Genomic DNA, 22965 nt, shown 5'->3' with positions numbered 1-22965 from the left:
GTGAATTTTCACCCTTTTTATATGTAATTTAAAATTCGCATTTTTCAAATGTTATCCACAATGTTATCAACAACTGTGGAAAACTAATTTCCACAACCGAAAATATGTTTTATAATTTTCAGAAGCACTATTAAATATACCAAAAAAAATTATCCACATCAATAAGAAAATATTTTTTGAGAGACAAATTTTCCACAGTGAAAAATTTGTCTACACCCTGTTAAAAGTCTGTGGATAAAAACTGTGGATATGTGGATTATTTTTGTGAATTGAATTTATCAAAATTAGATTTTCACATGTGGATATCTTGATTAACGATGGTTGACTTTTTATAAGATATTGACTTGAAGAAGATACAGAAAAAGAAAGGGTTTTAAAAGACTAAGTAAACATAGTTTTTTCTGTGGACAATTTTTCATGTTATTTTTGAGAATTTTTAAATTTTGTGTTTACATAAATAGAGAAAATAGCTTGTCAAATAGCTTTTCAATCAAAATGTGTGGATTTGGCACGTTTTTCTTGATGTTCAGGATTAAACTGAGAGCAAGCCCTGTGAAAATCAAAAGGCTTGTGAAAAACATCTCTTTTTGAAGATACCTTCTTTTTAAGATATAATACTCTGTAGCAAAAAGTAGTAGGTAAACAATAACTATAAATCCTATGTTCATGACCCTTTTTTTCTCCTCAATATTCTGATATTTCACTCTTTCATCATACCAAATCGTCTTATGAACGGCTTTACAACAATTGAAACCGAAATAGAATTTTTGTCAAACTTTAAAGGCTTTTTGTATGAAGAGTAATAAATATCGCCAAGGTGCAGAATGTCGCAATTGAGTTCAAAAGATTTTTTAAGTGTATTTTGAATGTCGTTTTTGATTGATTTGCTAAGCTCTTTTTTTATTTTTTCTATCAAAGAGCTTGAGATTAAAGAGTTTGAATGTTTTTCACCAAGGTTTGTCTCAGTAATTATTCGCAAAGTAAAGAAAGCTTTGCCGTCTTTTCTGTTTACATCGATGGTGCTACTGTTTTGTATAAGTTCTAAAGAAAATAATCCTTCGCGAAGCTTTATCGGATATATCCCGCTTTTTATTTTGCCAGTTGCCCATAAAAGTCCTCGCATCTGCTGATGTGTAAGATACCCTGCAAGCTTGTAGTTATTGAAAATGGCCATCTTTTCTACATAAAACATCTGTGTCTGAGAAGATTGTTTGAGAGGTGATTTTGTTGTCACAAAAGGAACAACTGCAGTTTTTGACTTTGTATTTGACATCTTTTGAAATTCGTATAGCCTAACAGGAAACGTTTTTGCGTTTGCAAAGTAGTTCTTTATCACGTTTTCAAGCTCTTTTGCGGGTATTGATTCTATGGGTGAGGTTGTATCTAAAAACTTTTCAATATCCTGCGATGTTACAATAAGGTATGCATCTGACCTCATTTCATGGTCGCGCAGGAGCATATCAAGGACATCTTTAATTCCCTGCTTAGCCATTTTTTCGTTGATGACAATTATTTTGTTATGAGCCCAGAAAAGTTTTTTATCAGACGAAAGGGTTGCATTTCGAATAGCATCAAATATGCTTTTGCCTGTTGAAGAAAAACACCATACACCTTTTTGTTGTGGACTTGATGGCAAATTCAGAGGAGATTTTAGTACCTTTGGTTTTAACACCTGGTACGTGAGCTTAAACTCTCCGCTTCTATTTTTGTCAATTCCAACAGCCTGGATAATCAAAATGTCATTGAGTTCTCTTCTGTTCCAGCAACCTGTCAGAAAAACTGGTATCAAAAGAATGAATAAAAAGATTACAAATTTTTTCATCTTTTTCTCGACCTCAACTTTATTTTTGCAAATATGAGAGTAAAAAGCGGTATGAAAAATATGAAGATGTATGAGTACAGGGTAAAATACCTATAGCTCATGAACCTGTCAAGAGACAAAAAGTCAGGGATTATATAAAACACAAAAGGTGCAAGCACAGATGTAAAAGGAATTGCATATGCAAAATGGTCTGCAGTATTTCTTAGCTCCTGGATGGTTGTAAGAAGGATGTACATAAAATATGTGATTTTGAGAAATATGCCCATTATCCAAATTGCCATGTGAAGCGATTCAAACCTCTCAAGAAACTCTGCAACACTTAGCACCTTTATTGCAGAGTAAAACGGGAACGAAAGCCTGCTTGCCTGTGCATAGCCAAAAAGAGAAAGTACAATCAATGTAATTGCAAGGTAAAATATGTCAACCAGCAAGAAAGCCAGTGAGATGGTTTTTGTCATGTCTTTTAATATACAGTTTTTGTTCTTTACTATATACGGGTTTATCATACCAATTGTGATTATTTCAGAACTCAGTGAACATAGGTATATTCCGCCAAAAATAGACTGTGATATATTTTTTTCTAAAACAGGTTTTAAAGCTGAAGGGTCAAAAAATCTTAAAGATATTATCATGATAATTGCAAGACTTAGCATTGTAATGAATGTTGTTATCTGTGCAAATCTTGCCAAAGGCTCTATTCCTTTTTTAAGTGCATAAAGACAAACAGTCAGCATTGTTACTATCAAAAACAGGATTGGTGTTTCTGGCAAGGCAGCTGTAGCCATGAACTCAACAAACTGTGCAACCTGTATTGCTGTGATGTGAAGGAAAAACCACACATAAAGAATAGACAAAACTATTGATGCTCTTCCAAATATGATACTGAGTATACTTGTAAATGTCTGGTTTGGAAACAAAGAACAAAGATAAATAAGGGGCAGTGATGCTAAGATGGAAAAAGGATACATGAACACAACCGAAAGCCACACATCCTGGTTTTTTGGCGGTGCATTGAATATTGGCAGAAATGTCAGCACCATTACTATTCTGTTGACAAAAAATAGACACAAAAACTGTGAATATGATATCTTTGAGTTTGACATTTTATCTGTCTACCACCCAACCTTAGAAATTTTTATTGAGAACGATAGGTCGCTTTTTCAAAATTCGCCAAGGAAGCCTCACAAACACATCTTTAAGGTCATGGACAACCATTGGAGCTATGGGTGCAAGATAGTTTACCCCAAATGATTTTAAGCTGCAAAGGTGAATGAGCATCAAAATCCAAACAAGCATTATCCCGTAAAGACCGCAGATAGATGACATGACAACACACGCAAACCTTACAATTGTAGCTGCATCAGAGATTGCAGGAATCATAAAAGTGGATATCGCAGTGAAAGCAACTGTCACAACCATCGGAGCACCGATGAGCCCGGCTGACACTGCTGCCTCACCGATAACAAGAGCACCGACAATAGAGATTGCCTGGCCCACCGGCCGTGGAAGCCTCACACCCGCTTCTTTTAATATTTCGTATATTACAAGCATTGTAAGTGTTTCTGCAAACGATGGAAAAGGTATTCCTGCCTGGGCGCTTGCAATGCTGATTAAAAGCGATGTTGGCAAAAGCTCCTGGTGGAATGTTGTAACTGCGATATACAGAGCTGGCAGCGTGGTTGCTACAAAGAATGAAAAGTATCTCAAAAGCCTTACAATGCTGTAGTAGTAGGGCCTTGAATAGTAATCCTCACTTGTCTGGAAAGCTTCAACAAAAAGGTATGGGACGGTTAGAGCAAAAGGTGTTCCGTCAACCAGTATTGCAACTCTTCCTTCCATGAGCTTTCCAACAACAACATCAGGTTTTTCTGAGTTTCCGACAGTTGGAAAGATTGAATACTTGCCATCTTCTATGAAAGATTCTATATACCCTGATTCGAGAATGTATTCCATATCAATTTGTTCGAGGCGCCTTTTTACATCATCTACAAGTTCTTTTTTTGCAATGGATTCTATATAACATATTGCAACATCTGTTTTGGATATTTTTCCAATCTTGATTGACTCAATCTTAAGTTTTGGGTCGCGTATCTTTCTTCTGATAAGTGCTGTGTTAGTTCTCAAATTTTCAGTAAAACCTTCCCTTGGACCTCTTACAACAACCTCTGTGTTTGGCTCCTCAATTCCGCGCGACTCCCACCCGCGCACAGATATCAAAAGACATCTGTCTATACCGTCAATGAAAAGCGCAACATCCCCGCACAATATACAGTGTACTGTCTTTGCCCAGTCTCTCTCTTCAGTTATGCAGTGGCTGTATAAAATGTTTTCTTTTATGAGCATGTAAGTCTCTTCACATGTAGATTGGTCCTTTTTGTAAATACTGATATCTCTCATGAGCGGTTTTAGGATGTGTTCATTTATTACCACCTTGTCAACAAGCCCGTCTATCATGACAAGAAAAGCTCTTATGTTGCTACTACCTATCTTGAACTCTCTTATTATAAGGTCGCTAAAATTTCCAAACTCATCCCTGATATTTTGGATGTTCTGTTCATACGATGAAGTGATTGAGTTAGAAGCAGAACCTTTTTTCATTTTTTCTCCCGCAAGATGCTTTTTCTGATACTAATTTTGCCCAACAGGGAAAAATAATATACAAGTAACTTTAAAAAGTGGTATAATTCTTTAACAAGAGGCTGAAAAAAGGTAATGGTGATGAAAAAGAAAGTTAATAAACAGCAAAAACAACCCTTTGACTTTTTTGCATGATTTGGAGTATAATAAAATTTGTTTTACTGTATGCTGAGAGGCAAGAATGTAGGTATAGCATAAACTTTTTTGGAGGGAGGAGTGCAGAATATGAAAAGAACATACCAGCCTCATAACAAGAGAAGAAAAAGAACTCACGGATTTTTGGTGAGAATGAGAACAAAAGGCGGAAGAAAAGTTTTAAAAAGAAGAAGACTGAAAGGTAGAAAGAGACTTGCAGTGTAGTGGAAGACCACTTTGAAGACAAAAAGTGGTCTTTTTGCTTAAAAAAAAGAAAAGTTGTAATAAGAAAATATAGTAACAAGGAAAGAAAGTGAATGAATAAGTTTGTTACGCTCAAAAAAAATGAGGAGTTTGAAGCATGCATAAGAAGAGGAAGGTTTGCGGCGCAGGAGAAGGTTGTTGTGTATTCATTGAAAAACGGGCTTTCAATTAGCAGGTTTGGAATTTCAATGTCTGCAAAGCTTGGCAAAGCAACAGCGCGAAATCGGTTTAAAAGAATTGTGCGGGCTTGGATTTTAGAAAACATTGATAAAATCAAACAGGGATTTGACATTGTGGTGATTGCAAGAAAGATAAAAGATGATAAAATAAAGGCAAGGGAGATACATTTAAAAGACTTCAAAGATGACCTTGAAAAGGCTTTTAAAAGACTGAGGCTCATGAAAGAGGAATGAAAGATGAGAGTAAAAAAATATATTTTACTAACATTAAAATTTTTGATAAGATTTTATCAGAAGTTTATATCACCGCTAAAGGTTGTGCCAAGCTGCAGATTTTACCCGACATGTTCAGAGTACACACTGCAAGCGATTGAAAAGTATGGGTTTTACGGGCTGTGGCTGGGATTTAAGAGGATTGTAAAGTGCCATCCGTTTCATCCCGGTGGATATGACCCTTTGAAGTAGAAATAATTTGAAACAGAATACAAAAAGTTAGAAAATTAGAGGAGGATAAGAGTTTTGAACCCGACATGGCTTGATTTTTTGGCAATTCCGCTCGGACGGCTTTTGAAGTTCATATACGACTTTTTACACGGCGCTCATATTCCAGGAAGCTATGGCATTGCTGTAATACTTCTTACATTGATAGTAAGAGGGCTTCTTCTTCCTTTGTATATAAAACAGATTCAGTCCACATCCAAGATGGCAGAGGTTGCGCCAAGACTTCAGGAGATACAGCAAAAGTACAAAAATGACCAGAGAAAGATGCAGGAAGAGATGTTAAAGCTGTACCAGGAGACAGGTTACAATCCTGCAGGTGGGTGCTGGCCACTTTTAATTCAGCTTCCTATTTTGGTTTCACTTTACTATGTATTTCAAAACCCACTTGTGTACGTACTTGGAAAATCACACCAGTATGTCAAAGACCTGATAACAGGCGCAACAGGTTACAGTATCACGCAGAGGATTGTTGATGAGGCGCAAAAGCTTGGGCTTGACATGCACTTTTTCGGAATAAACCTTGCCCAGAAAGAGCTGATAGTGCTTCCAATTTTGAGTGCTGCGTTTTCGTTCTTGTCAATCCTATATTCGATGAATAGCCAAAAGAAGTTCAACCCGCAGTATTCCCAGAGCCAGTCAAATGCTATGGCAGAGAGTATGAACAGGAGCCTTATGATTTTCAGCCCTCTTATGTCTTACTTTATAGCGTTGCAGGTGCCATCTGGTCTTGTGCTTTACTGGACGGTTACAAACCTATTTACAATCCTGCAGCAGTTTATAGCAAATGAGGTTGTGTATAAGAAGCTGAAACACAAAAAAGAGGAAGAAGAGAGGAGAAAACAGCTCGAAAAACAGGCTCAAAAAATGCAGGAGATTGAGTCAAAGGAAAAAAGCAAAGAAAGTGGCAATATAGATGAAAAAGAAGAAGTTAAAAGTGAGAGCAAAGAGAGTGATGAGAAGGAAAGAGAGAGAAAAAGAGAGTTAGAAAAGCTCAAGCAACAGATTTCTGGCCAGCACAAAACCAGTAAGAAAAAGAAAAAGTAAAAAATTTCTTGTGCGGAGGAGAAATTTTTATGAAATGGGTAGAAAAAACCGCAAAGACTGTAGATGAAGCAGTTGAACTTGCGCTAAAAGAGCTGAAGATTTCGCGCGATAAGGCTGAGATTGTGGTGATTGACGAGGGGTCGAAAGGAATTCTGGGAATAATTGGGGCAAGGCCTGCAAAGGTAAAGGTGATTGCAAAGCAGACGCCAGAAGAGAAGATTGAAGAGTTTTTAAAAAGTGTGCTTGCTAACATGGATGTCAAAATTGACAGGATGGATATGGTAAGAGATGGAGAGTTCATAAAAGTGAATCTTTTCGGGAAAAATACATTTAAGCTTATTGGCAAGGATGGCGAGGTGCTTGACGCTCTTCAGTTTTTGACAGGTGTTGTTGTCAACAGAGGAGTAAAAGAAGAGGAGACTGTTAGAATTCTTCTTGACTGTCAGAATTTCAGAAAGAAAAAAGAAGAAAGGCTCAAGAGGCTTGCACTGGCTTTAGCTGATAAAGTGGCAAGGAGCAAAAAGAGTATAAAACTTAAGCCTATGACTCCATATGAAAGAAGAATTATCCACACCACTTTGCAGAACCACAAGTTTGTAACAACATACTCAGAGGGTGAAGAGCCGTATAGAAAGGTTGTAATTACATTAAAATAGATAAAAAGAATTTGAAAAGCAGGGTAAAATACTTTTGCCCTGCTTTGTTTGTATTCTGAAAAGTCTTGTAAAAGAGGGGAAAATAAGAGATGGAGTTTGACACAATTGCTGCAATTTCAACGCCAATTGGTACAGGCGGGATAGGGATTGTAAGGATATCAGGAAAAGATGCTTTTGATATTGCAGAAAAACTCATAAGAAGCAGGAAGTATAAAAGCATAAAAGACATCCCTGCAAGGTATGCTGCGCTTGTTGATGTGTATGATGGTGATGAGTTTGTGGATGAGGCAATTTTGATAAAGTTCAAGTCCCCACATTCGTATACAGGCGAGGACATTGTTGAGATTCAGAGCCACGGAGGCATGGTTGTGCTAAAAAGAATTTTAGAGGCTGCAATCAAAAATGGTGCGCGCCATGCCATGCCGGGTGAATTTACAAAACGAGCTTTTTTAAACGGCAGGATTGACCTGTCTCAAGCTGAAGCTGTGATTGATATAATAAATTCAAAGACAAGGCTTTTGCAACAAAACGCTGCAAAACAGTTAAAAGGTATGCTAAGCCAGAGAATTGAAGAGATTTCTCAGCTTCTTTTGAATCTGGTTGCATCAATTGAAGCTTCAATTGACTTTTCAGAACATGAGGTTGATGAGGTGCCGCACACTGAGATTTTATCTACCGTCGATGCTGCGCTACAAAAAATCGATAAACTTTTAAAATCATACGAGACAGGAAAAGCAATAAAAAGCGGAATATACACTGTAATAGTTGGAAGACCAAACGTTGGAAAATCATCTCTTCTTAATAGGCTTTTAAAAGAAGAAAAGGCGATTGTGACAGACATACCCGGTACAACACGTGATGTGATTGAAGAGGTTTTGGACATAGAAGGTATCCCGATAATCCTTGCAGACACTGCAGGGGTGAGAAAAACAGAGGATGTTGTTGAAAAAATTGGTGTTAAGAAGACATTGGAAAGTATCGAAAGAGCCGACCTTGTTCTTTTCATGATAGAATCAAGCGGCATTTTGCAAGAGGATTTGGAGATTTTTGAGACAATCAAGGACAAGAGGTTCATTGTTCTTGTAAACAAGATAGACAAAGAAGTAAAAGTTTCGCATGAGGATATTAAAAGGATTTTTGGCAAAGAAGGGATTTTTATCTCTGTTGAACATGACAAGAACTTAGAGCTTGTTGAAAAAGCAATAGCAAACGAGGTTTTGGACAAAGACATTGAAGCGTTTGACAGCGTCCTTATAACAAACCTTCGTCACAAAGAGCTTCTTTTAAAAGCAAAGGAGTTTTTGCTCTCGGCAAAAGAGAACCTTGATTGCGTCCCTCTTGACATTCTTTCAATTGACATCAAAAACGCACTTGAAAGTCTTTATCAAATAACCGGTAAAAACGTCACAGAGGACATGGTTGACAGGATTTTTTCAATGTTTTGCATAGGAAAATGAGATTTAAGAAGGGGGTAGTGTTTAAGATTATGGAATTTGTTGCAGGTGAATACGACGTTGCGGTGATAGGAGCTGGTCATGCTGGAATAGAAGCTGCGCTTGCATCTGCTCGGCTTGGTCTTAAAACCATAATATTTGCAATAAACCTGGATTCGATTGGCAACATGCCGTGCAACCCGAGCATTGGCGGAACTGGAAAAGGACATTTGGTGCGCGAGATAGACGCGCTTGGCGGTGAGATGGGAAAAGCTGCAGATGCAACAGCCATCCAGGTAAGAATTCTAAACAGGGCAAAAGGCCCTGCGGTGTATTCACTCAGAGCACAGTGTGATAGAAGCCGCTACAGACTCTATATGAAAAGGGTGCTTGAAAATCAGGAGAACCTTGACATTCGCCAGGGCGAGGTGTGCGAGATAATAGTTGAAGATGGAAGGGTAAAGGGTGTGAAAATAACAACAGGTGCAATTTTTTTGGCAAAAGCAGTTGTGCTTGCAACGGGAACATTTCTTGGCGGAAAAGTAATTATAGGCGAGACAGTGTATGACAGCGGACCTGACGGTATGCACCCGGCAAGATATCTTACAGAAAACCTCAAAAAACTTGGCATTGAGATGATGAGGTTTAAAACTGGCACGCCTGCCCGTGTTCACAGAAGGTCTTTAGACTTTTCAAAGATGCAAATCCAGCCAGGAGACGAAAAGCCTTTGCCGTTTTCGTTTGAAAATGAAGATAATTTCAATATTGTTCAAGTGCCTTGTTATCTGACATACACAACAGAAGAGACTCATAGAATAATAAGGGAAAATCTTCACAGGGCACCGCTTTTCACAGGACTTATTTCTGGTATTGGACCCAGGTACTGTCCTTCAATTGAAGACAAGGTTGTAAGGTTTGCAGACAAGCCCCGACACCAGGTGTTTATTGAACCAACAGGTCTTGACACAGACGAGATGTATGTCCAGGGGATGTCAACGTCACTGCCAGAAGATGTGCAAGTAAAAATGTACAGAAGTGTAATAGGCCTTGAAAATGTCAAGATAATGCGCCCAGCATATGCAATAGAGTATGACTGTATAAACCCGCTTCAGCTTGAACCAACGCTACAGTTTAAAAAGATAAAAGGTCTTTTTTCTGCAGGGCAGATAAACGGGACATCAGGGTACGAAGAAGCAGCTGCTCAGGGAATAATTGCCGGGATTAACGCTGCAATGTATGTCAAGGGCAAAGAAATGCTCATTTTGGACAGGTCACAAGCTTACATTGGAGTGCTGATAGACGACCTTGTCACAAAAGGGACAAACGAGCCATACCGAATCATGACATCAAGAGCTGAGTACAGGCTGATTTTAAGACAGGACAATGCAGACCTTCGTCTTACCGAAATTGGCTACAAGATTGGGCTTATATCACAGCAAAGGTACGAAAAGTTTTTGCAAAAGAAAAAGATGATAGAAGATGAAATAAACAGGGTAAAAAATACTGTGATAGCCCCGAGCGAAAAGGTAAATAAGTTTTTACAAGAAAAGGGTTCATCACCTATTTCAACAGGTGTTAAGCTTTCTGACCTTTTGAAAAGGCCTGAGCTTTCGTATGAGGATTTGAAAGAGATAGACCCTGCAAGGCCTGACCTTCCTTGGTATGTTCAAGATGAGGTTGAGATTGAGATAAAGTACGAGGGATATATCAAAAAACAGCTTGCACAGATTGAACAGTTCAAAAAACTTGAAAACAAAAAGATACCCGAGTGGGTTGACTATAGCCAAATACTTGGACTTTCAACAGAGGCAAAACAAAAACTTTCACAAATAAGACCTGCTTCAATTGGCCAGGCATCAAGAATTTCTGGTGTGTCACCGGCAGATATTTCTGTTCTTCTCATCTGGCTTGAGTCGGTTAAAAAAGGTAAGAAGGATTGATTTTAAACCTTTACTTTTTAAAGGGGAATAGAAATGATGGAGCTTTTGGATAGAGTGCTTGAGTACTATAAAGTAAAAAATCCTTTGGTTGTGAAACAGCTTTTTTTAAAGTACATGAACTTGGTGCTTGAGAAAAATAAGCTTTTTAACCTCACAGCTATAGAAGATGAAGAGGAGTTTGTGATAAAACACATTGCTGACTCTCTTTCTCTCTTGAAATTTCTTGAAGAAGAAAGTTCAAGCCAAAACCCTGTTGCCATTGACATAGGCTCTGGATTTGGCGCACCGGGACTTTTTGTTAAAATTGCAATGCCGAGCATAAATGTCTGGCTTAATGACTCAAACAAGAAAAAGTGCAATTTCATGATTGAGGCAAAAGAAAGTCTTGGGATTTCTGGTGTGAACGTTGTGTGCGAAAGAGCAGAAGTTTTGGGCAGAAAAGAGGATTTTAGAGAAAAGTTTGATTTTGTATTTGCCCGGGCAGTTGACAGGCTAAACGTCTTGTGTGAGTATGCCCTTCCGCTATTAAAAATTGGCGGTGCATTTTTGGCTCAAAAAGGCTATGTATGTGAAGATGAGATAGAATTGGCATCCAATGCTATTGAACTTCTCGGTGGCAGGCTCACACGCGTTGAGAAGTTTGTGCTACCGTTTTCTGATGAGAAAAGAAGCGTTATTGTCATAAAAAAATTGCGACAAACACCGTCAAATTTCCCCAGAAATACAAAGCAAATTGTAAAAAAACCGCTGTAGTCAAATAGAAATTTGTTTTATCCTGTTTGAAAATGTCTGAAAAATCTTGAAATAAAAAGAAGGAGTTTTTGAAGGAGGAGAGAATATAATAAATAGATTACCAAAGAGGAACTAAAGGGAAGGGGAAAATAAAAATTGTTCTCGCTTTTGATACGCCAGACAAACAAGGCTGATATTGAAAAGGAACTATATTTTATTGAGGATGTGCCAATTGAAAAGGTTTTGCCAAATCCATATCAGCCAAGGACCAATTTTGATGAAAGGCTCATTGAAGAGCTTGCAACATCCATAAAATCTTATGGGCTTTTGCAGCCAATTATTGTGAGGAAAAAAGGAGAGCTTTATTATCTCATTGCTGGAGAGAGAAGACTTAGAGCCTGCAAGCATCTGGGATATTGCAAAATAAAGGCAATTGTGATAAATGTAACTGACATTGAAAGTGCCATTTTAGCGTTGATTGAAAACATACAGCGTCAGGACCTTGACTTTTTCGAGGAAGCTCAAGGGTACAAACAGCTTGCCGATGAGTTTGGACTCACCCAAGTTGAGATTGCAAAAAGGGTGGGGAAGACTCAGTCTGCCATTGCAAATAAAATAAGACTTTTGCAGCTGCCAGCCGAAATAAGATGGATGATTCGCGAACATGGTCTTTCAGAACGTCATGCACGAGCGCTATTAAAACTTGAGTCGCAAGAGGATATGAAGTATATCTTATCGCGAATAATTGAGGGCGGGCTTACCGTCTCACAAACAGAAAGGCTTATATCAGATTATCTGAGCGGTAAAAGAAATGCAAAAACTACAAGAGTAATAAAAGTTTCCATGAACGACTGCAGGGTGGTATATAATACCATAAAAAAGGCCTTGAAAATATTCCAAAAAACTGATATAAATTATGATATAAAAGAAAATAAAACCGATGCATACTACGAAATAATCGTTAGAATAAATAAAAAATCCCCGCAGACCTCCTCATAAAAAGAGGAGGTACTTTTTTTTTCTTTAAAAAAATAAAAGCCGCTCGACTTTTTGAGCGGCTATGTTTTAAATGTTTAGGGGCGGTTATTTAATCAAGCTTTCAACCTCGCTTGATACAAAGAACCTTTTCGCACTTGGAATATACACACTTACATATTTTAACTTGTACTGATTAGAACCTTCTAAGACCACATTCTTGTTTTGCGGAATGATGTATGTCCTGCTTCCTTTGTTTATCACAAGTTGGACGTTTGTTGGGTTGCTTGTGTCAAGGGAAACATCATATCCTTTTTCTTCTAAGTCGATGTTAGAAATATACGCACTTTCATTAAAGCTTCCAAGGTCAATGCCAAGAATCTCTGCCATATAGTCGCAGACCTCTGTGTTATCAATTACACCTCTTGGGATGTATCCATTTGGGTGATATGCATATAAAACTACCTCTTCACCTGTATGTTCATTTGAAGTCCAGCCAATGTATGAACGCTTGCTTATCATTGGACCTAAAACATAGTTTAACCTTCCCTGTGGAGCGTTTTTGATTGCATTTATCTCATCCTGTGTGAGATTGTCAATGCCGTAATACTGGGACACAACCTTTTTGATATTTTCATCTGTTCTGTTATTTCCAAGTATATCTTCCACTCCAGCTGCCGTTCTTGTTGCTCTTCTGATGTACTTCAGAAAATCGTTCAGTAGGATGCTGTCAATTGAAGTTGTGCCCATTCCAAGTGTCATGCCGCCGTTGTTATGGTCAGCTGCAATAATTACTGCTGTGTCCTCCCTTGATTTTGCAAAATCAAGAGCAACTTTTACAGCCTTGTCAAAAGCCAAGACCTCTGATACAACTCCAACAGGGTCGTTTGCATGTGATGCCCAGTCAATTTCACTGCCTTCTACCATCAAGAAGAACCCGTTTCTATTCTTGGATAGAACCTGAAGTGCCTTTTGAGTCATCTCTGCCAAAGACGACTCACCTGTGCCATTTCTGTCAAAGTCGTAGTGCATAGCATCCTGTGCAAAAAGTCCCCAGATTTTCTGACCAGAAAAGTTTTTTGCGTCCTGCCAGCTTGTTGTTACAAAAAAGCCGTTTTGTTTTAGGTATCCTGCTAAATCCTCTTTATCTTTTCTCTGATTTTTGTCGATGTATTTGTATCCACCACCGAGCACAACATCAACCTGGTTGTATACCATTTGCTCGGCGATAGATTCATAATCATTTCTGTTATCAGTGTGCGAGGCAAACGCAGCAGGTGTTGCGTGCGGGAACTGGCATGTAAAAACAAGACCGGTTGATTTTCTGAGCTTCTTTGTAGCTTCCAAGATGGTTACAATTGGCTTGTAAAAATCTTTTTCTTCTACCTGGCCTACACCTGGCATTGAGACCATCTCAGGGTAAATTGAAAGGTACCTGTTTTGTGTCTTGTACCCTGTTGCATATGCTGTTGCAGCAGGTGCTGAGTCTGTAATTGGATTGTTTGCTGAATATGTTCTCACAAGTCCACAGGCAATCTCATCCATTGCAAGGGGCTCTCCACCTTGGTACCAGCGCGCAAGTGTTGTGTGAGCTATTGTCATACCATCGGGAATCATCAAAATGACGTTTTTGACCTTTTGCTGGTTTTCTCTACTTTCCTGCTGCGCAAATGCAAGTGTTGATAAAATCAAGCACAGAATCAAAATGGAAGCAAGAAAAATATTTTTTCTTTGTACAAAGAATCTTTTCATGTTCTTCAAAAAACCTCCTTACTTCAAAATCCTTTTTGCTCGACCTTATTTTACAGATATATAGTTTTTAGCAACTATTGCCTGGCCTTCATCAGAGAGAACAAAATCTATAAATGCTTTTGTGACCTTGCTTGGATTTTTGGAAACTAAGAACAGGAACGGTCTTTTGATTTTGTATTTCCCAAGCTTTACGTTCTTTTCTGTTGGTTCAATTCCCTCAACCTTTACGCCTTTAACAGTGCTATCCAAAACACCTATTGAGAAATAACCGATTGCATTTTCATCCTGTGAAACTGTTGTTTTGACAGCACCTGTTGATGGCTGAACAATTGCTGAGTCTGTTATCTTTGCAGATTTGCCCATAACTATTTCTTCAAAAGCTCCTCTTGTGCCTGACCCCTCTTCTCTTGTGACAACAACTATTTTTGCGTCTTTGCCGCCAACTTCTTTCCAGTTTTTAATCTTTCCAGAGAATATGTCTCTTATCTGGTCAATTGTAAGGTTTGACACAGGATTGGATTTGTGAACAATCACAGCAATGCCATCTTCAGCAATCTTTATCTCCTGCCAGCCTTTTGAAGAAAGCTGTTTTGCTTCATCCTCTGTTAGCTCTCTTGATGATGTACCAATATCAACAATTCCCTGGATAGCAGACTTTATCCCGACCGATGAGCCTCCGCCCTGAACCTCAATTGATACCTTTGGATACTGCTGCATAAAATATTTTGCAAGCTCATCAGCAAGTGGCTGAACAGATGTTGAACCAGCAATCATAATTCTTCCTGAAAGGTTTGCTGAATATGCCTGAGGAATAAATGTGTACTTGAGCTCTGGGTTTGGCTCTCCTTTTGCTGACTTTACTGCATTTTTGGGTATTGTCAAAAGATACTGTGCTTTTGGAACAATGTTTTCTTTTATTGTTATAATAAGCTTGTTGTACGAAACTTGCGCTGAGAATTGAACCTTTGATTTTTTGTTCTTTAAAAGAGTTATCTTATCAAAGTTAGGACCTTTTGAAATTTCTTGTGAAAATGTAATTACAACCTGTTTTTGCGTGGTTGTTGCTGGAAGCGATTTAGACTTAACTGTCAAGCTTTGAGAGTAAGAGACAAAAGGTATTAGACTAAGCGTTGCAAAGAAGCACACAAGTACTATTGTAGCAATAACCATTTTAAAAAGCCCTTTTTTCATGGTACTGTACCCCTCCTCAAATTGTTTTTGCAACTTATAATATACTCCTTAAATGTTTAAGTTCTTTTAAATCTATGTTAAATGTTTGTTTATTTTGGGTTAAAATTGGATTAAAGAAATGTTAAAGATGTGTTAAAAAATGTGAATTGTCAATGAAAAGTTTGATGAATGCAATGTAAAAATAAAAAAGCCACTTAAACTTCAATCTCAATAAGCTCTGCTATTTGCTGGTCTGAAAATCCTCGTCGAATAAGCTTTTTTTATTATCTCTATTCTTTCTTCCAGTCTACCTTGTTGAATCCCTTGTTGAATTCCTTGTTGTATTCCATATTCAATTCCCTTGTTAAATTGTCTTTGGTTTGTTTCATCTAAAAGTCGTGCAACATTAGATATAAACTCTCCCATCTTTTTTCCCCTTCTGTTTGTACTTCTTGTTTTTATTGTCACTTCTTACCTTCAATCACCACCCAATTTGCAAACGGCTACTAGCTTTTTCACAAACTCATCATATTTCTTATATTATACAAATTTATTCTGCGTAATAAAATGTTAATCGAATGTTCCACGTGGAACATTCTTGTGATATAATTTAATTAAAAAACTCAAAGTGGGAAGTTGAAGATGACAAGAATTGTTGCAATTGTCAACCAAAAAGGTGGTGTTGGCAAAACAACTACCTGTGTAAATTTATCTGCAGCAATTAGCAAGATAGGGAAAAAAGTTTTAGCAATTGACTGTGACCCGCAGGGCAATCTCACAAGTGGTTTTGGGATTGACAAGAAGTCTCTTGTAAGAACCACATACGATGTTTTGATTGGCAGCTGCTCAGCTGAAGAAGCTATTATAAAGAACAAATTTGAAAACTTGAGCATTCTACCTGCCAATGTGAACCTTGCAGGTGCAGAGATTGAACTTGTATCTATGATTGCAAGAGAATTTAGATTAAAAGATGCTATCGAAAAAATAAAAGTTGAATATGATTACATCTTTATTGACTGTCCACCCTCTCTGGGGCTTTTGACTCTAAACGCTTTGGCAGCTGCTGACTCTGTTATAATTCCCATCCAGTGCGAATACTATGCCTTAGAAGGTTTGACTCAGCTTTCTAATACAATATCGCTTGTAAGAAAACACTTAAATAAAGCCTTAGAGATTGATGGTGTTGTTCTTACCATGTTTGACTCAAGGACAAACCTTTCTTTAGAGGTTGTTGAAGAGGTAAAAAGGTTTTTTGGGCAAAAGGTTTTTTTGAGTTTAATTCCGCGAAATGTAAGGCTGTCGGAAGCACCTTCATTTGGTCTCCCAGGGATAATTTATGACCCTGAATCAAAAGGTGCAAAGGCATACATAGAGCTTGCCGAGGAGTACATAAGCAGGATAGAAAATAGTTTGTCAAGAGGTGCAAATAAATGAAAAAGAGACTTGGAAGGGGTCTTGATGCCCTGTTTGGGGACGATGTAATCAGCTCTGAAAAGGAGAAAGAAGAAGTTATAAGCGAAGAGGAAAATATAGAGAGAATTGAGGAGATTGACATTGATTTGATAGACCTATCAGAAAATCAACCGAGAAAGATTTTTAATGAAGAAGAAATAGAGGAGCTTGCAAACTCAATTAAAAGTGTTGGGCTTATACAGCCTCTTGTTGTACAAAAAAAGGGTGACAAATATGTTTTAATTGCTGGGGAAAGAAGGCTCAGAGCTTGCAAACTTGCAGGAGTTCAAAAGGTAAAGTGCATTGTAAAAGAGTATGAAAATCCTTTAGAGATAGCCTTGATTGAAAATATCCAGAGAAAAGACTTAAATCCATATGAAAAGGCGCTTGCTTTTAAGAGACTTATGGATGAGTTTGGATATACACAAGAGGAGCTTGCAAAAAGGCTTGGTATTTCACGTTCAAAAGTTGCAAACACCCTTCGAATACTAAATCTTGGTAAGAAGATTATTGACCTTATTATTGAAGGCAAGATTTCAGAAGGACATGCAAAGGTCTTGCTTTCGGTTGAAGATGAGGAACAAAGGAATAAACTTGCCGAGCTTGTTGCTGAAAAGAATTTGAGTGTGAGAGAGCTTGAAAGTATTATAAAATCGAGCGATGATAAAAAGGAGTTTGAGGTTGAAAGTGAGATAATTCGAGAGATTGAAGAAAACCTCATGAAACTATTTGGCTTGAAGGTGAAGATTCAGAAAAAGAAAAATAAAGGCAAAATAGAAATAGAGTTTTCATCTGATGAAGAGCTTGAAAAAATAATTTCTATACTCATGCCATAATGATTCTTTGAAGCCAAAAATTTGTGTTTGAATTGTTCCACGTGGAACATTTTGCATAACTGCAAACAGTAAAATGTCAAGGGGGAAAATCGATGAAAAGTTTTATCACTACATATGCAACTGAGATAATTATCTTCTTTCTTGTTCTCAACATGGTACTTTTCATTGCACTTTTGATAGAGCTTGCAAAAAATAAAAATCTTAAAAGAAGATTTCTTGACCTTACATCAAACCAGGATTTCAAAAGTTTAGAGCAGATAATAAAACAGACAAATGAAAAGGTTGAATACTTTGAAGAGGTACTCAAAGCTTTGACAAAAAGTCACAGGATACTGAGTGAAAATGCAAAGCTGTGCATAAAAAAGGTTGGTATTGTCAGGTACGATGCTTTTGAGAATGTTGGTAGCAAGCTCAGCTTTGCTTTAGCGCTTCTTGACGAGTTTGACACAGGGGTTGTGATAAACAGCATATATTCAAGAGAGGGTTGCAGTGTATATGCAAAACCCATTGAAAATGGGCTTTCTAAATACCCACTTTCTGCCGAAGAGATGCAGGCAATCGACATTGCAAGAAAAAACTACATTTCAAAGGAGATAAAAGAGTAAAGAATATCACAAAAGAAGGGAGGGTACCTGCCAATGATGCTTGAGTTTGTCATTGGCGGGGAGAAAAATGGATTTTCAAAAAATAGAGTTTTCCAAAAGCTTTTATGAGAGCATCTTAAATGGAATGCTTGACCTTGTCAGGGTCATTGATATAGATGGAGTTGTTGTTTTTTGCAATACAAAGATGAAAGAAGAATTTGGCGACCAGACAGGCAAAAAATGCTATGAACTATTCTGCAAAGACTCGCGGTGTGAAGACTGTATTGCAATAAGGTCGATGAGAGAAAATTCAAGGTTTATGAAGTATGCACAGCACAAAGATAGGTTTTACTATGTCATAAGCTCACCAGTTCACAGTGAGGATGGAAAAGTGATTGGCACTGTTGAAGTATTCAGAGATATTACAGAGCAGAGAAAGATTGAAGAGAGGCTCAGACGTCAAAACGAAATCCTAAGGCGTGACTTGGAGTTTGCAAAGAGGCTTCAGCAATCGCTTCTGCCAGTCATACCAAGAATTGAAGGGTATAGAATTACATATACATACAAGCCGTGTGAAAGGCTTGGCGGAGATTTTTTGGATGTTATCAATATAGACGACAAGATAGTTTTCTATGTTGCAGATGTGGCAGGGCATGGCCTTTTGGCTTCAATGGTAACAATATTTGTCAAACAAAGCATCATCAAAAATGCTCACACTTACATAAACTCAAGTGCCCAGGAGATAATGAAGGGAGTTCTTTTGGATTTTATAGAGATGAATTTTCCAAGCGAGATATACATCACCATAGTGCTTGGCATCCTGGAAAAACAAAGTGGAAAAGTTACTATGATTTCTGCCGGGCATGTGACAGAGCCCATTTTGGTCAAGGCAAACAAGAAGGTTAAGATGTTTTCGATGAGAGGGCAGCCCATTGCATCAATTGACCTTGAACAGGGATTTGAGATGAAAGAGACAACTCTTGAGAAAAACGACAAGCTGATATTTTACTCAGACGGTCTTATTGAAAGCAAGAACAAACAGGGTGAGATGTATGGCAAAAAGAGGCTCATAAAAAGAATTCTGAGTATTAAGAACATCAACACAGAGCTTTTGATAAGAGATGTGAGAAATTTTGTGTCTGACATAGACGACGACATTGCTGTGCTGATGATTGAAAAGATGTAAAAAGTGTGGGAAAGCAGGATGAAGGTTTTAAAATTTATATATAGGTTAATTGTTATAGCTGCGCTGATTGTGTCTATTCTGCTGAGCTTGAACCTTTTTGGCATAGAGTTTTTGAGCCCTTATATGTTCATGAAATTTGAATACATAAAGACATATCCAAACATAAAATTCTATGAGTATGTCTTGCCGCTGAAAGACGGTGCTGTAGTGATTTTCAGAGGCAAGATTGGCGTTTTGACCGGCGATACAATAAAGTGGACAAAGATTGTGTACCAGAACCACAAAGGGTACTCTGATGGGCAGATTGCAGTGGCATATGTTCAGGGCGGAAAATATCTTCACATAATAACAGCATCTGAACAAAAAGATATCATGTACCCTGTAGAAATAAAAGATGTTAAAGTAAAAGGCGGAAAAGTTTGTGTGCTTCTCTCAAGCGGCAAAGAAAATTATCTCATTGGCTATGACACCAAGCAAAACATTCTTTTTTCGGCAAAGCTAAACGAAAAGGTGATAGACTTTGACATTGCAGGTGATTTTGCAGTAGCCATAGTTAAAAGTATCTCAACAGGGGATTTGGCTGTATCGTACATAGACAAACGAGGAGTTTATATGTCAAAAGTGCTTCCTGCCACATTTTCAAATTCAAAGAAATTGTTTGTGATACAAAACTACATTGTTCTGTGGGATGGCAAGACGCTCAGTGTATACGACCTGCAGCTTCAGAAAAAGAAAAAATCTTTTAGTCTCAGCAGCATTCCACAGCCTGCTGTGGGAAATCCAGAGGTTTTGGTCACCTCAAAAGATATTTTTGTTTACAACAGGTACACAGACAGGTTTTTGTTCAAAAGCCTAAAGCCGTTTGACTGGGCTGTAGCTACAAGCGACAAGATTGTAGTAGTAAAAGGCAACGATGTTGAGATTTACTCTTTGAACATAAACAGATTAAAGCAGCTCAAAGTTCCTTCTTTCGGGTTTGTAAAAGCTGTTCTAAGCCAGGACAAGTTGTACTATATATTTAATGATAGGATTGAATGTTATAAAGAAAGGTGGTAAAACCCACATGCCAAACGCAGCCGACTTGATAGTACTTGCGGTAATTTTGATAGGCAGCTGGGTTGGGTACAAAAAAGGTGTGCTCAGGATGGCATTTGATATAGGGTCGTACATAATCTCGTGGTTTGTTGCAGTGTTTGGATACAAGTTTGTAAGCGGCTTTATACTTCAATCACCGACTCTTAAAGAGGCTATCTACAGCTTTGTTAGACAAAAGGTTGTGATAAAGGACGATATTCTACCAACAGTGCCTCAGTTTTTTAAAGGTGCAATAATACAAGCGCAAGAGACCCTCAACAGAACCCTGCAAGATGCTGCAGCAGTTGTCCTTGCCAATTTTATTGCCATGATTCTGATATTTGTGGCAACAAAGATTGTAATCTCAGGCTTAAAAATGTCCATTGGGTTTATGAGAAAGGTGCCGGTTGTGGGGCAGGTGGACGGGTTTTTAGGGCTTTTGGCAGGTGTGGCTGTTGCGCTCATAATCATCTACATAGCTTTTTCAATTCTCTACTTTTTCCCAAACGCAGAGATTTTCAAGACAGCCCAGAAGGTCATAAAGACTTCAATGTTTGCTGAGTTTTTGTATGAGAACAATATAATTGTGATGCTCATGAGACAGTATTTGAAGATATAAGGTTTTAAAAACAAAAAAGGAGAAATGTAAAGAAATGAGAGTTGTGCCAGCAGAAATTATCGAACAAAAGGTATATGAAGCCATAAACCAGGCGGTATGCATCTTGCCAGACGATGTTAAAGATAGCCTGCACAAAGCTTATACCTCAGAAGAGGGAATTGCCAAATACACCTTGGAAAATCTTATAAAAAACATTGACCTTGCACAGCAAAAAATGCGACCTGTTTGCCAGGACACAGGCGCTGCAGTGTTTTTTGTAGAGATTGGTGAAGATGTGTTTGTTGAGGGTTCTTTAAAAGATGCCATAAACAGAGCAGTATCTAAAGCATACACAGACTTTTACCTTCGAAAGTCAATGGTAAAAAGCCCGATTGAAAGGGAAAATACACTTGACAACACACCAGCCATAATTCACATTGATATGGTAAAAGGCGATAAAATCACAATCCATTTTATGCCAAAAGGGTTTGGGAGTGAAAATAAAAGCGCGCTTTGCATGCTGACACCTGCTGATGGTGTTGAAGGGATTGAAAAGTTTGTTGTTGAGACAGTCAAAAAAGCCGGGTCTGACCCGTGCCCGCCAATTTTGGTGGGAGTGGGTATTGGCGGGACATTCGAACTTGCAGCACTTTTGTCCAAAAAAGCGCTTTTGAGAAAAGTAGGGCAGCGGCATCACAAAAAGTACTTGGCAGAGCTTGAAGAAAGGCTTCTTGAGAGAATAAACTCTCTTGGAATAGGTCCTGAAGGGTTTGGTGGCAAAACAACCGCGTTGGATGTCTTCATTGAAGAGTTTCCCACTCACATTGCAGGGCTTCCAGTTGCAGTGAATATATGCTGTCATGTTGCAAGGCATGTGAGGATAGAGATATAAGTTTTCCACAAACTGCCACAGATGCACAAAATTCCGAAAGTCATCTGTGGCACTTTATTTTTATGATGCCAAACAAACCCATACCTCTCAATTTCTCAAAACAGCAAAGTTTTGAGTGTAGTAAACATTCTCATAGTTCGGGTCAACAGCACATCCAGCTCCAACCACACTAAAACTTTCTTCAATATTTTGGCGATGCCCTTTTGAGTTCAAAAGAAGATGGTTTGCAAAAAATGGAAGCAGTTTTGTTCCCATTGCAATGTTCTCGCCAAGCTTAAGATATAAAATCCCTGCAGCTTTGAACCTATCTTGAGGAGTTTTGCCGAAACTATCTGTGTGAGAAAAGAAGTTGTATTTCGCCATGTTCTGGGAATGAGCTCTGGCAACTTTTGATATATTGTCTGAAAAAACAAAGTATGGCTTTTGCAGGTAAGCTCTTATTGAATTTAAGTGTAGCAGGTGTATCTTTTCAAAAGACAAAAGAAGACTTTGCATAGTATCCTTTTTTGAAGAAATGGGGTGTTCATTTAACAAAAACTCATCCCACAGACTCTTTTTCACCATGAAAATGCCACAAACCACGTTTGGCTTGGCAATTCTATCATAAAATATGAAAAGATAGTATGAATTTTTTATAACTGCAACGTCGAAGTTTTCCCCTAAATTGTTGTCAGTATAGGAATACGTTGAAATCCCTTTAAATATGACAAATTTATCGATAAAAGAAAGCTTCGATTTTTTAACGTTTTCAACCGTCGAGCCAATCTTTATGTTGCTAAACCCAGCAAACATCTTTGAATTTGTATAGTAAAAAACCAGCCTATCATTTTCAAATCCAGCAATGAAAAAATCTGAAAGATTTTTTGATACATAAAATGGAAAATCAAAAGGGCTTTTAAATGTTTGTATTTCAGCATCTGAATAAATCTTGTCAAAGTATGACTTTGAACAAAACATGTACACATTTCTTTTTTGCTGGCCTGCGGCAATGACAGCATTGTTGCCTGCCAGATGCATACTGATGTTTACAATAAATATTAATATTAACAATAGTGCGCAACATCTCAATAGATAACATCTCTTTGCAAACATCTTTAAAAAAT

At 37.9% G+C, this 22965-nt stretch carries 24 protein-coding genes; 16 read left to right on the top strand and 8 right to left on the bottom strand.

Annotated elements, in window-relative coordinates:
* Positions 1-449: 449 nt before the first annotated feature.
* Genes OTK01_RS13220 through OTK01_RS13205 form a run of 4 tightly spaced genes read right to left on the bottom strand, consistent with a single transcriptional unit; the run spans position 450 to position 4420 of the window.
* Positions 450-668 carry a hypothetical protein gene (locus OTK01_RS13220; protein ID WP_029228569.1) on the bottom strand — a complete coding sequence of 73 codons (219 nt, stop codon included), beginning with the start codon at positions 666-668 and terminating at the stop codon, positions 450-452.
* 32 nt (positions 669-700) lie between these two features.
* Complete coding sequence (locus OTK01_RS13215) at positions 701-1822, bottom strand: Ger(x)C family spore germination protein (protein ID WP_029228568.1); 1122 nt, start codon at positions 1820-1822, stop codon at positions 701-703.
* Positions 1819-2925: a GerAB/ArcD/ProY family transporter gene (locus OTK01_RS13210; protein WP_029228567.1), complete on the bottom strand. Its 1107-nt coding sequence runs from the start codon at positions 2923-2925 to the stop codon at positions 1819-1821. Before OTK01_RS13210 ends, OTK01_RS13215 begins: the two co-directional genes overlap by 4 nt.
* A gap of 22 nt (positions 2926-2947) precedes the next feature.
* Complete coding sequence (locus tag OTK01_RS13205; RefSeq protein ID WP_029228566.1) at positions 2948-4420, bottom strand: spore germination protein; 1473 nt, start codon at positions 4418-4420, stop codon at positions 2948-2950.
* 264 nt (positions 4421-4684) lie between these two features.
* Between OTK01_RS13205 and rpmH the strand changes: the two genes are divergently transcribed.
* The 9 genes from rpmH to OTK01_RS13160 all read left to right on the top strand — a co-directional run bounded on the left by rpmH (position 4685) and on the right by OTK01_RS13160 (position 12342).
* The gene (gene rpmH / locus OTK01_RS13200) at positions 4685-4819 is read left to right on the top strand and encodes a 50S ribosomal protein L34 (RefSeq protein WP_013291559.1); all 135 of its coding nucleotides are present in this window, start codon (positions 4685-4687) and stop codon (positions 4817-4819) included.
* A 92-nt stretch (positions 4820-4911) separates the two neighbouring features.
* Complete coding sequence (gene rnpA / locus OTK01_RS13195) at positions 4912-5271, top strand: ribonuclease P protein component (RefSeq protein ID WP_013433761.1); 360 nt, start codon at positions 4912-4914, stop codon at positions 5269-5271.
* A gap of 3 nt (positions 5272-5274) precedes the next feature.
* Positions 5275-5502, top strand: a complete 228-nt coding sequence (yidD, locus tag OTK01_RS13190; RefSeq protein WP_013404442.1) for a membrane protein insertion efficiency factor YidD — start codon at positions 5275-5277, stop codon at positions 5500-5502.
* A gap of 54 nt (positions 5503-5556) precedes the next feature.
* The gene (locus tag OTK01_RS13185) at positions 5557-6582 is read left to right on the top strand and encodes a membrane protein insertase YidC (RefSeq protein ID WP_029228565.1); all 1026 of its coding nucleotides are present in this window, start codon (positions 5557-5559) and stop codon (positions 6580-6582) included.
* A gap of 29 nt (positions 6583-6611) precedes the next feature.
* Positions 6612-7238 carry an RNA-binding cell elongation regulator Jag/EloR gene (gene jag / locus OTK01_RS13180; protein ID WP_013433759.1) on the top strand — a complete coding sequence of 209 codons (627 nt, stop codon included), beginning with the start codon at positions 6612-6614 and terminating at the stop codon, positions 7236-7238.
* An 89-nt stretch (positions 7239-7327) separates the two neighbouring features.
* Positions 7328-8695: a tRNA uridine-5-carboxymethylaminomethyl(34) synthesis GTPase MnmE gene (gene mnmE / locus OTK01_RS13175; protein ID WP_013433758.1), complete on the top strand. Its 1368-nt coding sequence runs from the start codon at positions 7328-7330 to the stop codon at positions 8693-8695.
* A 29-nt stretch (positions 8696-8724) separates the two neighbouring features.
* Positions 8725-10611: a tRNA uridine-5-carboxymethylaminomethyl(34) synthesis enzyme MnmG gene (mnmG, locus tag OTK01_RS13170; RefSeq protein WP_029228564.1), complete on the top strand. Its 1887-nt coding sequence runs from the start codon at positions 8725-8727 to the stop codon at positions 10609-10611.
* A gap of 36 nt (positions 10612-10647) precedes the next feature.
* A complete protein-coding gene (gene rsmG, locus OTK01_RS13165; RefSeq protein WP_029228563.1) occupies positions 10648-11364 on the top strand; it encodes a 16S rRNA (guanine(527)-N(7))-methyltransferase RsmG in 717 nt (238 codons plus the stop codon).
* 135 nt (positions 11365-11499) lie between these two features.
* Positions 11500-12342 (top strand): ParB/RepB/Spo0J family partition protein, encoded by an 843-nt coding sequence (locus OTK01_RS13160; RefSeq protein WP_013433755.1) that lies wholly within the window; start codon positions 11500-11502, stop codon positions 12340-12342.
* A gap of 84 nt (positions 12343-12426) precedes the next feature.
* On the opposite strand, the gene OTK01_RS13155 is transcribed toward OTK01_RS13160, so the two are convergent.
* The 3 genes from OTK01_RS13155 to OTK01_RS13145 all read right to left on the bottom strand — a co-directional run bounded on the left by OTK01_RS13155 (position 12427) and on the right by OTK01_RS13145 (position 15666).
* A complete protein-coding gene (locus OTK01_RS13155; RefSeq protein ID WP_029228562.1) occupies positions 12427-14070 on the bottom strand; it encodes an alkaline phosphatase in 1644 nt (547 codons plus the stop codon).
* 45 nt (positions 14071-14115) lie between these two features.
* Complete coding sequence (locus OTK01_RS13150) at positions 14116-15261, bottom strand: phosphate ABC transporter substrate-binding protein (RefSeq protein WP_029228561.1); 1146 nt, start codon at positions 15259-15261, stop codon at positions 14116-14118.
* A gap of 207 nt (positions 15262-15468) precedes the next feature.
* On the bottom strand, positions 15469-15666 hold the full coding sequence (locus OTK01_RS13145) for a hypothetical protein (RefSeq protein ID WP_232841688.1): 198 nt from the start codon (positions 15664-15666) through the stop codon (positions 15469-15471).
* Between the two features lie 216 nt (positions 15667-15882).
* Between OTK01_RS13145 and OTK01_RS13140 the strand changes: the two genes are divergently transcribed.
* From OTK01_RS13140 to OTK01_RS13110, 7 genes are all read left to right on the top strand, one after another.
* Positions 15883-16674 (top strand): ParA family protein, encoded by a 792-nt coding sequence (locus OTK01_RS13140; protein WP_013433751.1) that lies wholly within the window; start codon positions 15883-15885, stop codon positions 16672-16674.
* The gene (locus OTK01_RS13135; protein WP_013433750.1) at positions 16671-17528 is read left to right on the top strand and encodes a ParB/RepB/Spo0J family partition protein; all 858 of its coding nucleotides are present in this window, start codon (positions 16671-16673) and stop codon (positions 17526-17528) included. The genes OTK01_RS13140 and OTK01_RS13135 overlap by 4 nt, the downstream gene beginning before the upstream one ends.
* Before the next feature lie 92 nt (positions 17529-17620).
* Complete coding sequence (locus OTK01_RS13130) at positions 17621-18133, top strand: DUF4446 family protein (protein ID WP_013433749.1); 513 nt, start codon at positions 17621-17623, stop codon at positions 18131-18133.
* 67 nt (positions 18134-18200) lie between these two features.
* Entirely contained in the window at positions 18201-19298 is a 1098-nt protein-coding gene (locus OTK01_RS13125) for a SpoIIE family protein phosphatase (RefSeq protein WP_013433748.1), read from the top strand.
* Between the two features lie 18 nt (positions 19299-19316).
* Entirely contained in the window at positions 19317-20354 is a 1038-nt protein-coding gene (locus tag OTK01_RS13120) for a hypothetical protein (RefSeq protein WP_013433747.1), read from the top strand.
* 7 nt (positions 20355-20361) lie between these two features.
* Positions 20362-20991, top strand: a complete 630-nt coding sequence (locus tag OTK01_RS13115; RefSeq protein WP_013433746.1) for a CvpA family protein — start codon at positions 20362-20364, stop codon at positions 20989-20991.
* 34 nt (positions 20992-21025) lie between these two features.
* The gene (locus OTK01_RS13110; protein ID WP_013433745.1) at positions 21026-21862 is read left to right on the top strand and encodes a fumarate hydratase; all 837 of its coding nucleotides are present in this window, start codon (positions 21026-21028) and stop codon (positions 21860-21862) included.
* 87 nt (positions 21863-21949) lie between these two features.
* Here OTK01_RS13110 and OTK01_RS13105 read toward each other — a convergent pair whose 3' ends face one another.
* On the bottom strand, positions 21950-22954 hold the full coding sequence (locus tag OTK01_RS13105; RefSeq protein ID WP_029228559.1) for a CAP domain-containing protein: 1005 nt from the start codon (positions 22952-22954) through the stop codon (positions 21950-21952).
* Positions 22955-22965: the final 11 nt, after the last annotated feature.

Origin of the sequence: Caldicellulosiruptor acetigenus (assembly GCF_026914305.1) — a bacterium.
GTDB lineage: Bacteria > Bacillota > Thermoanaerobacteria > Caldicellulosiruptorales > Caldicellulosiruptoraceae > Caldicellulosiruptor > Caldicellulosiruptor acetigenus.
Note: the sequence above shows the minus strand (reverse complement) of the source record. Positions and strands in the feature narration are given on the sequence as shown.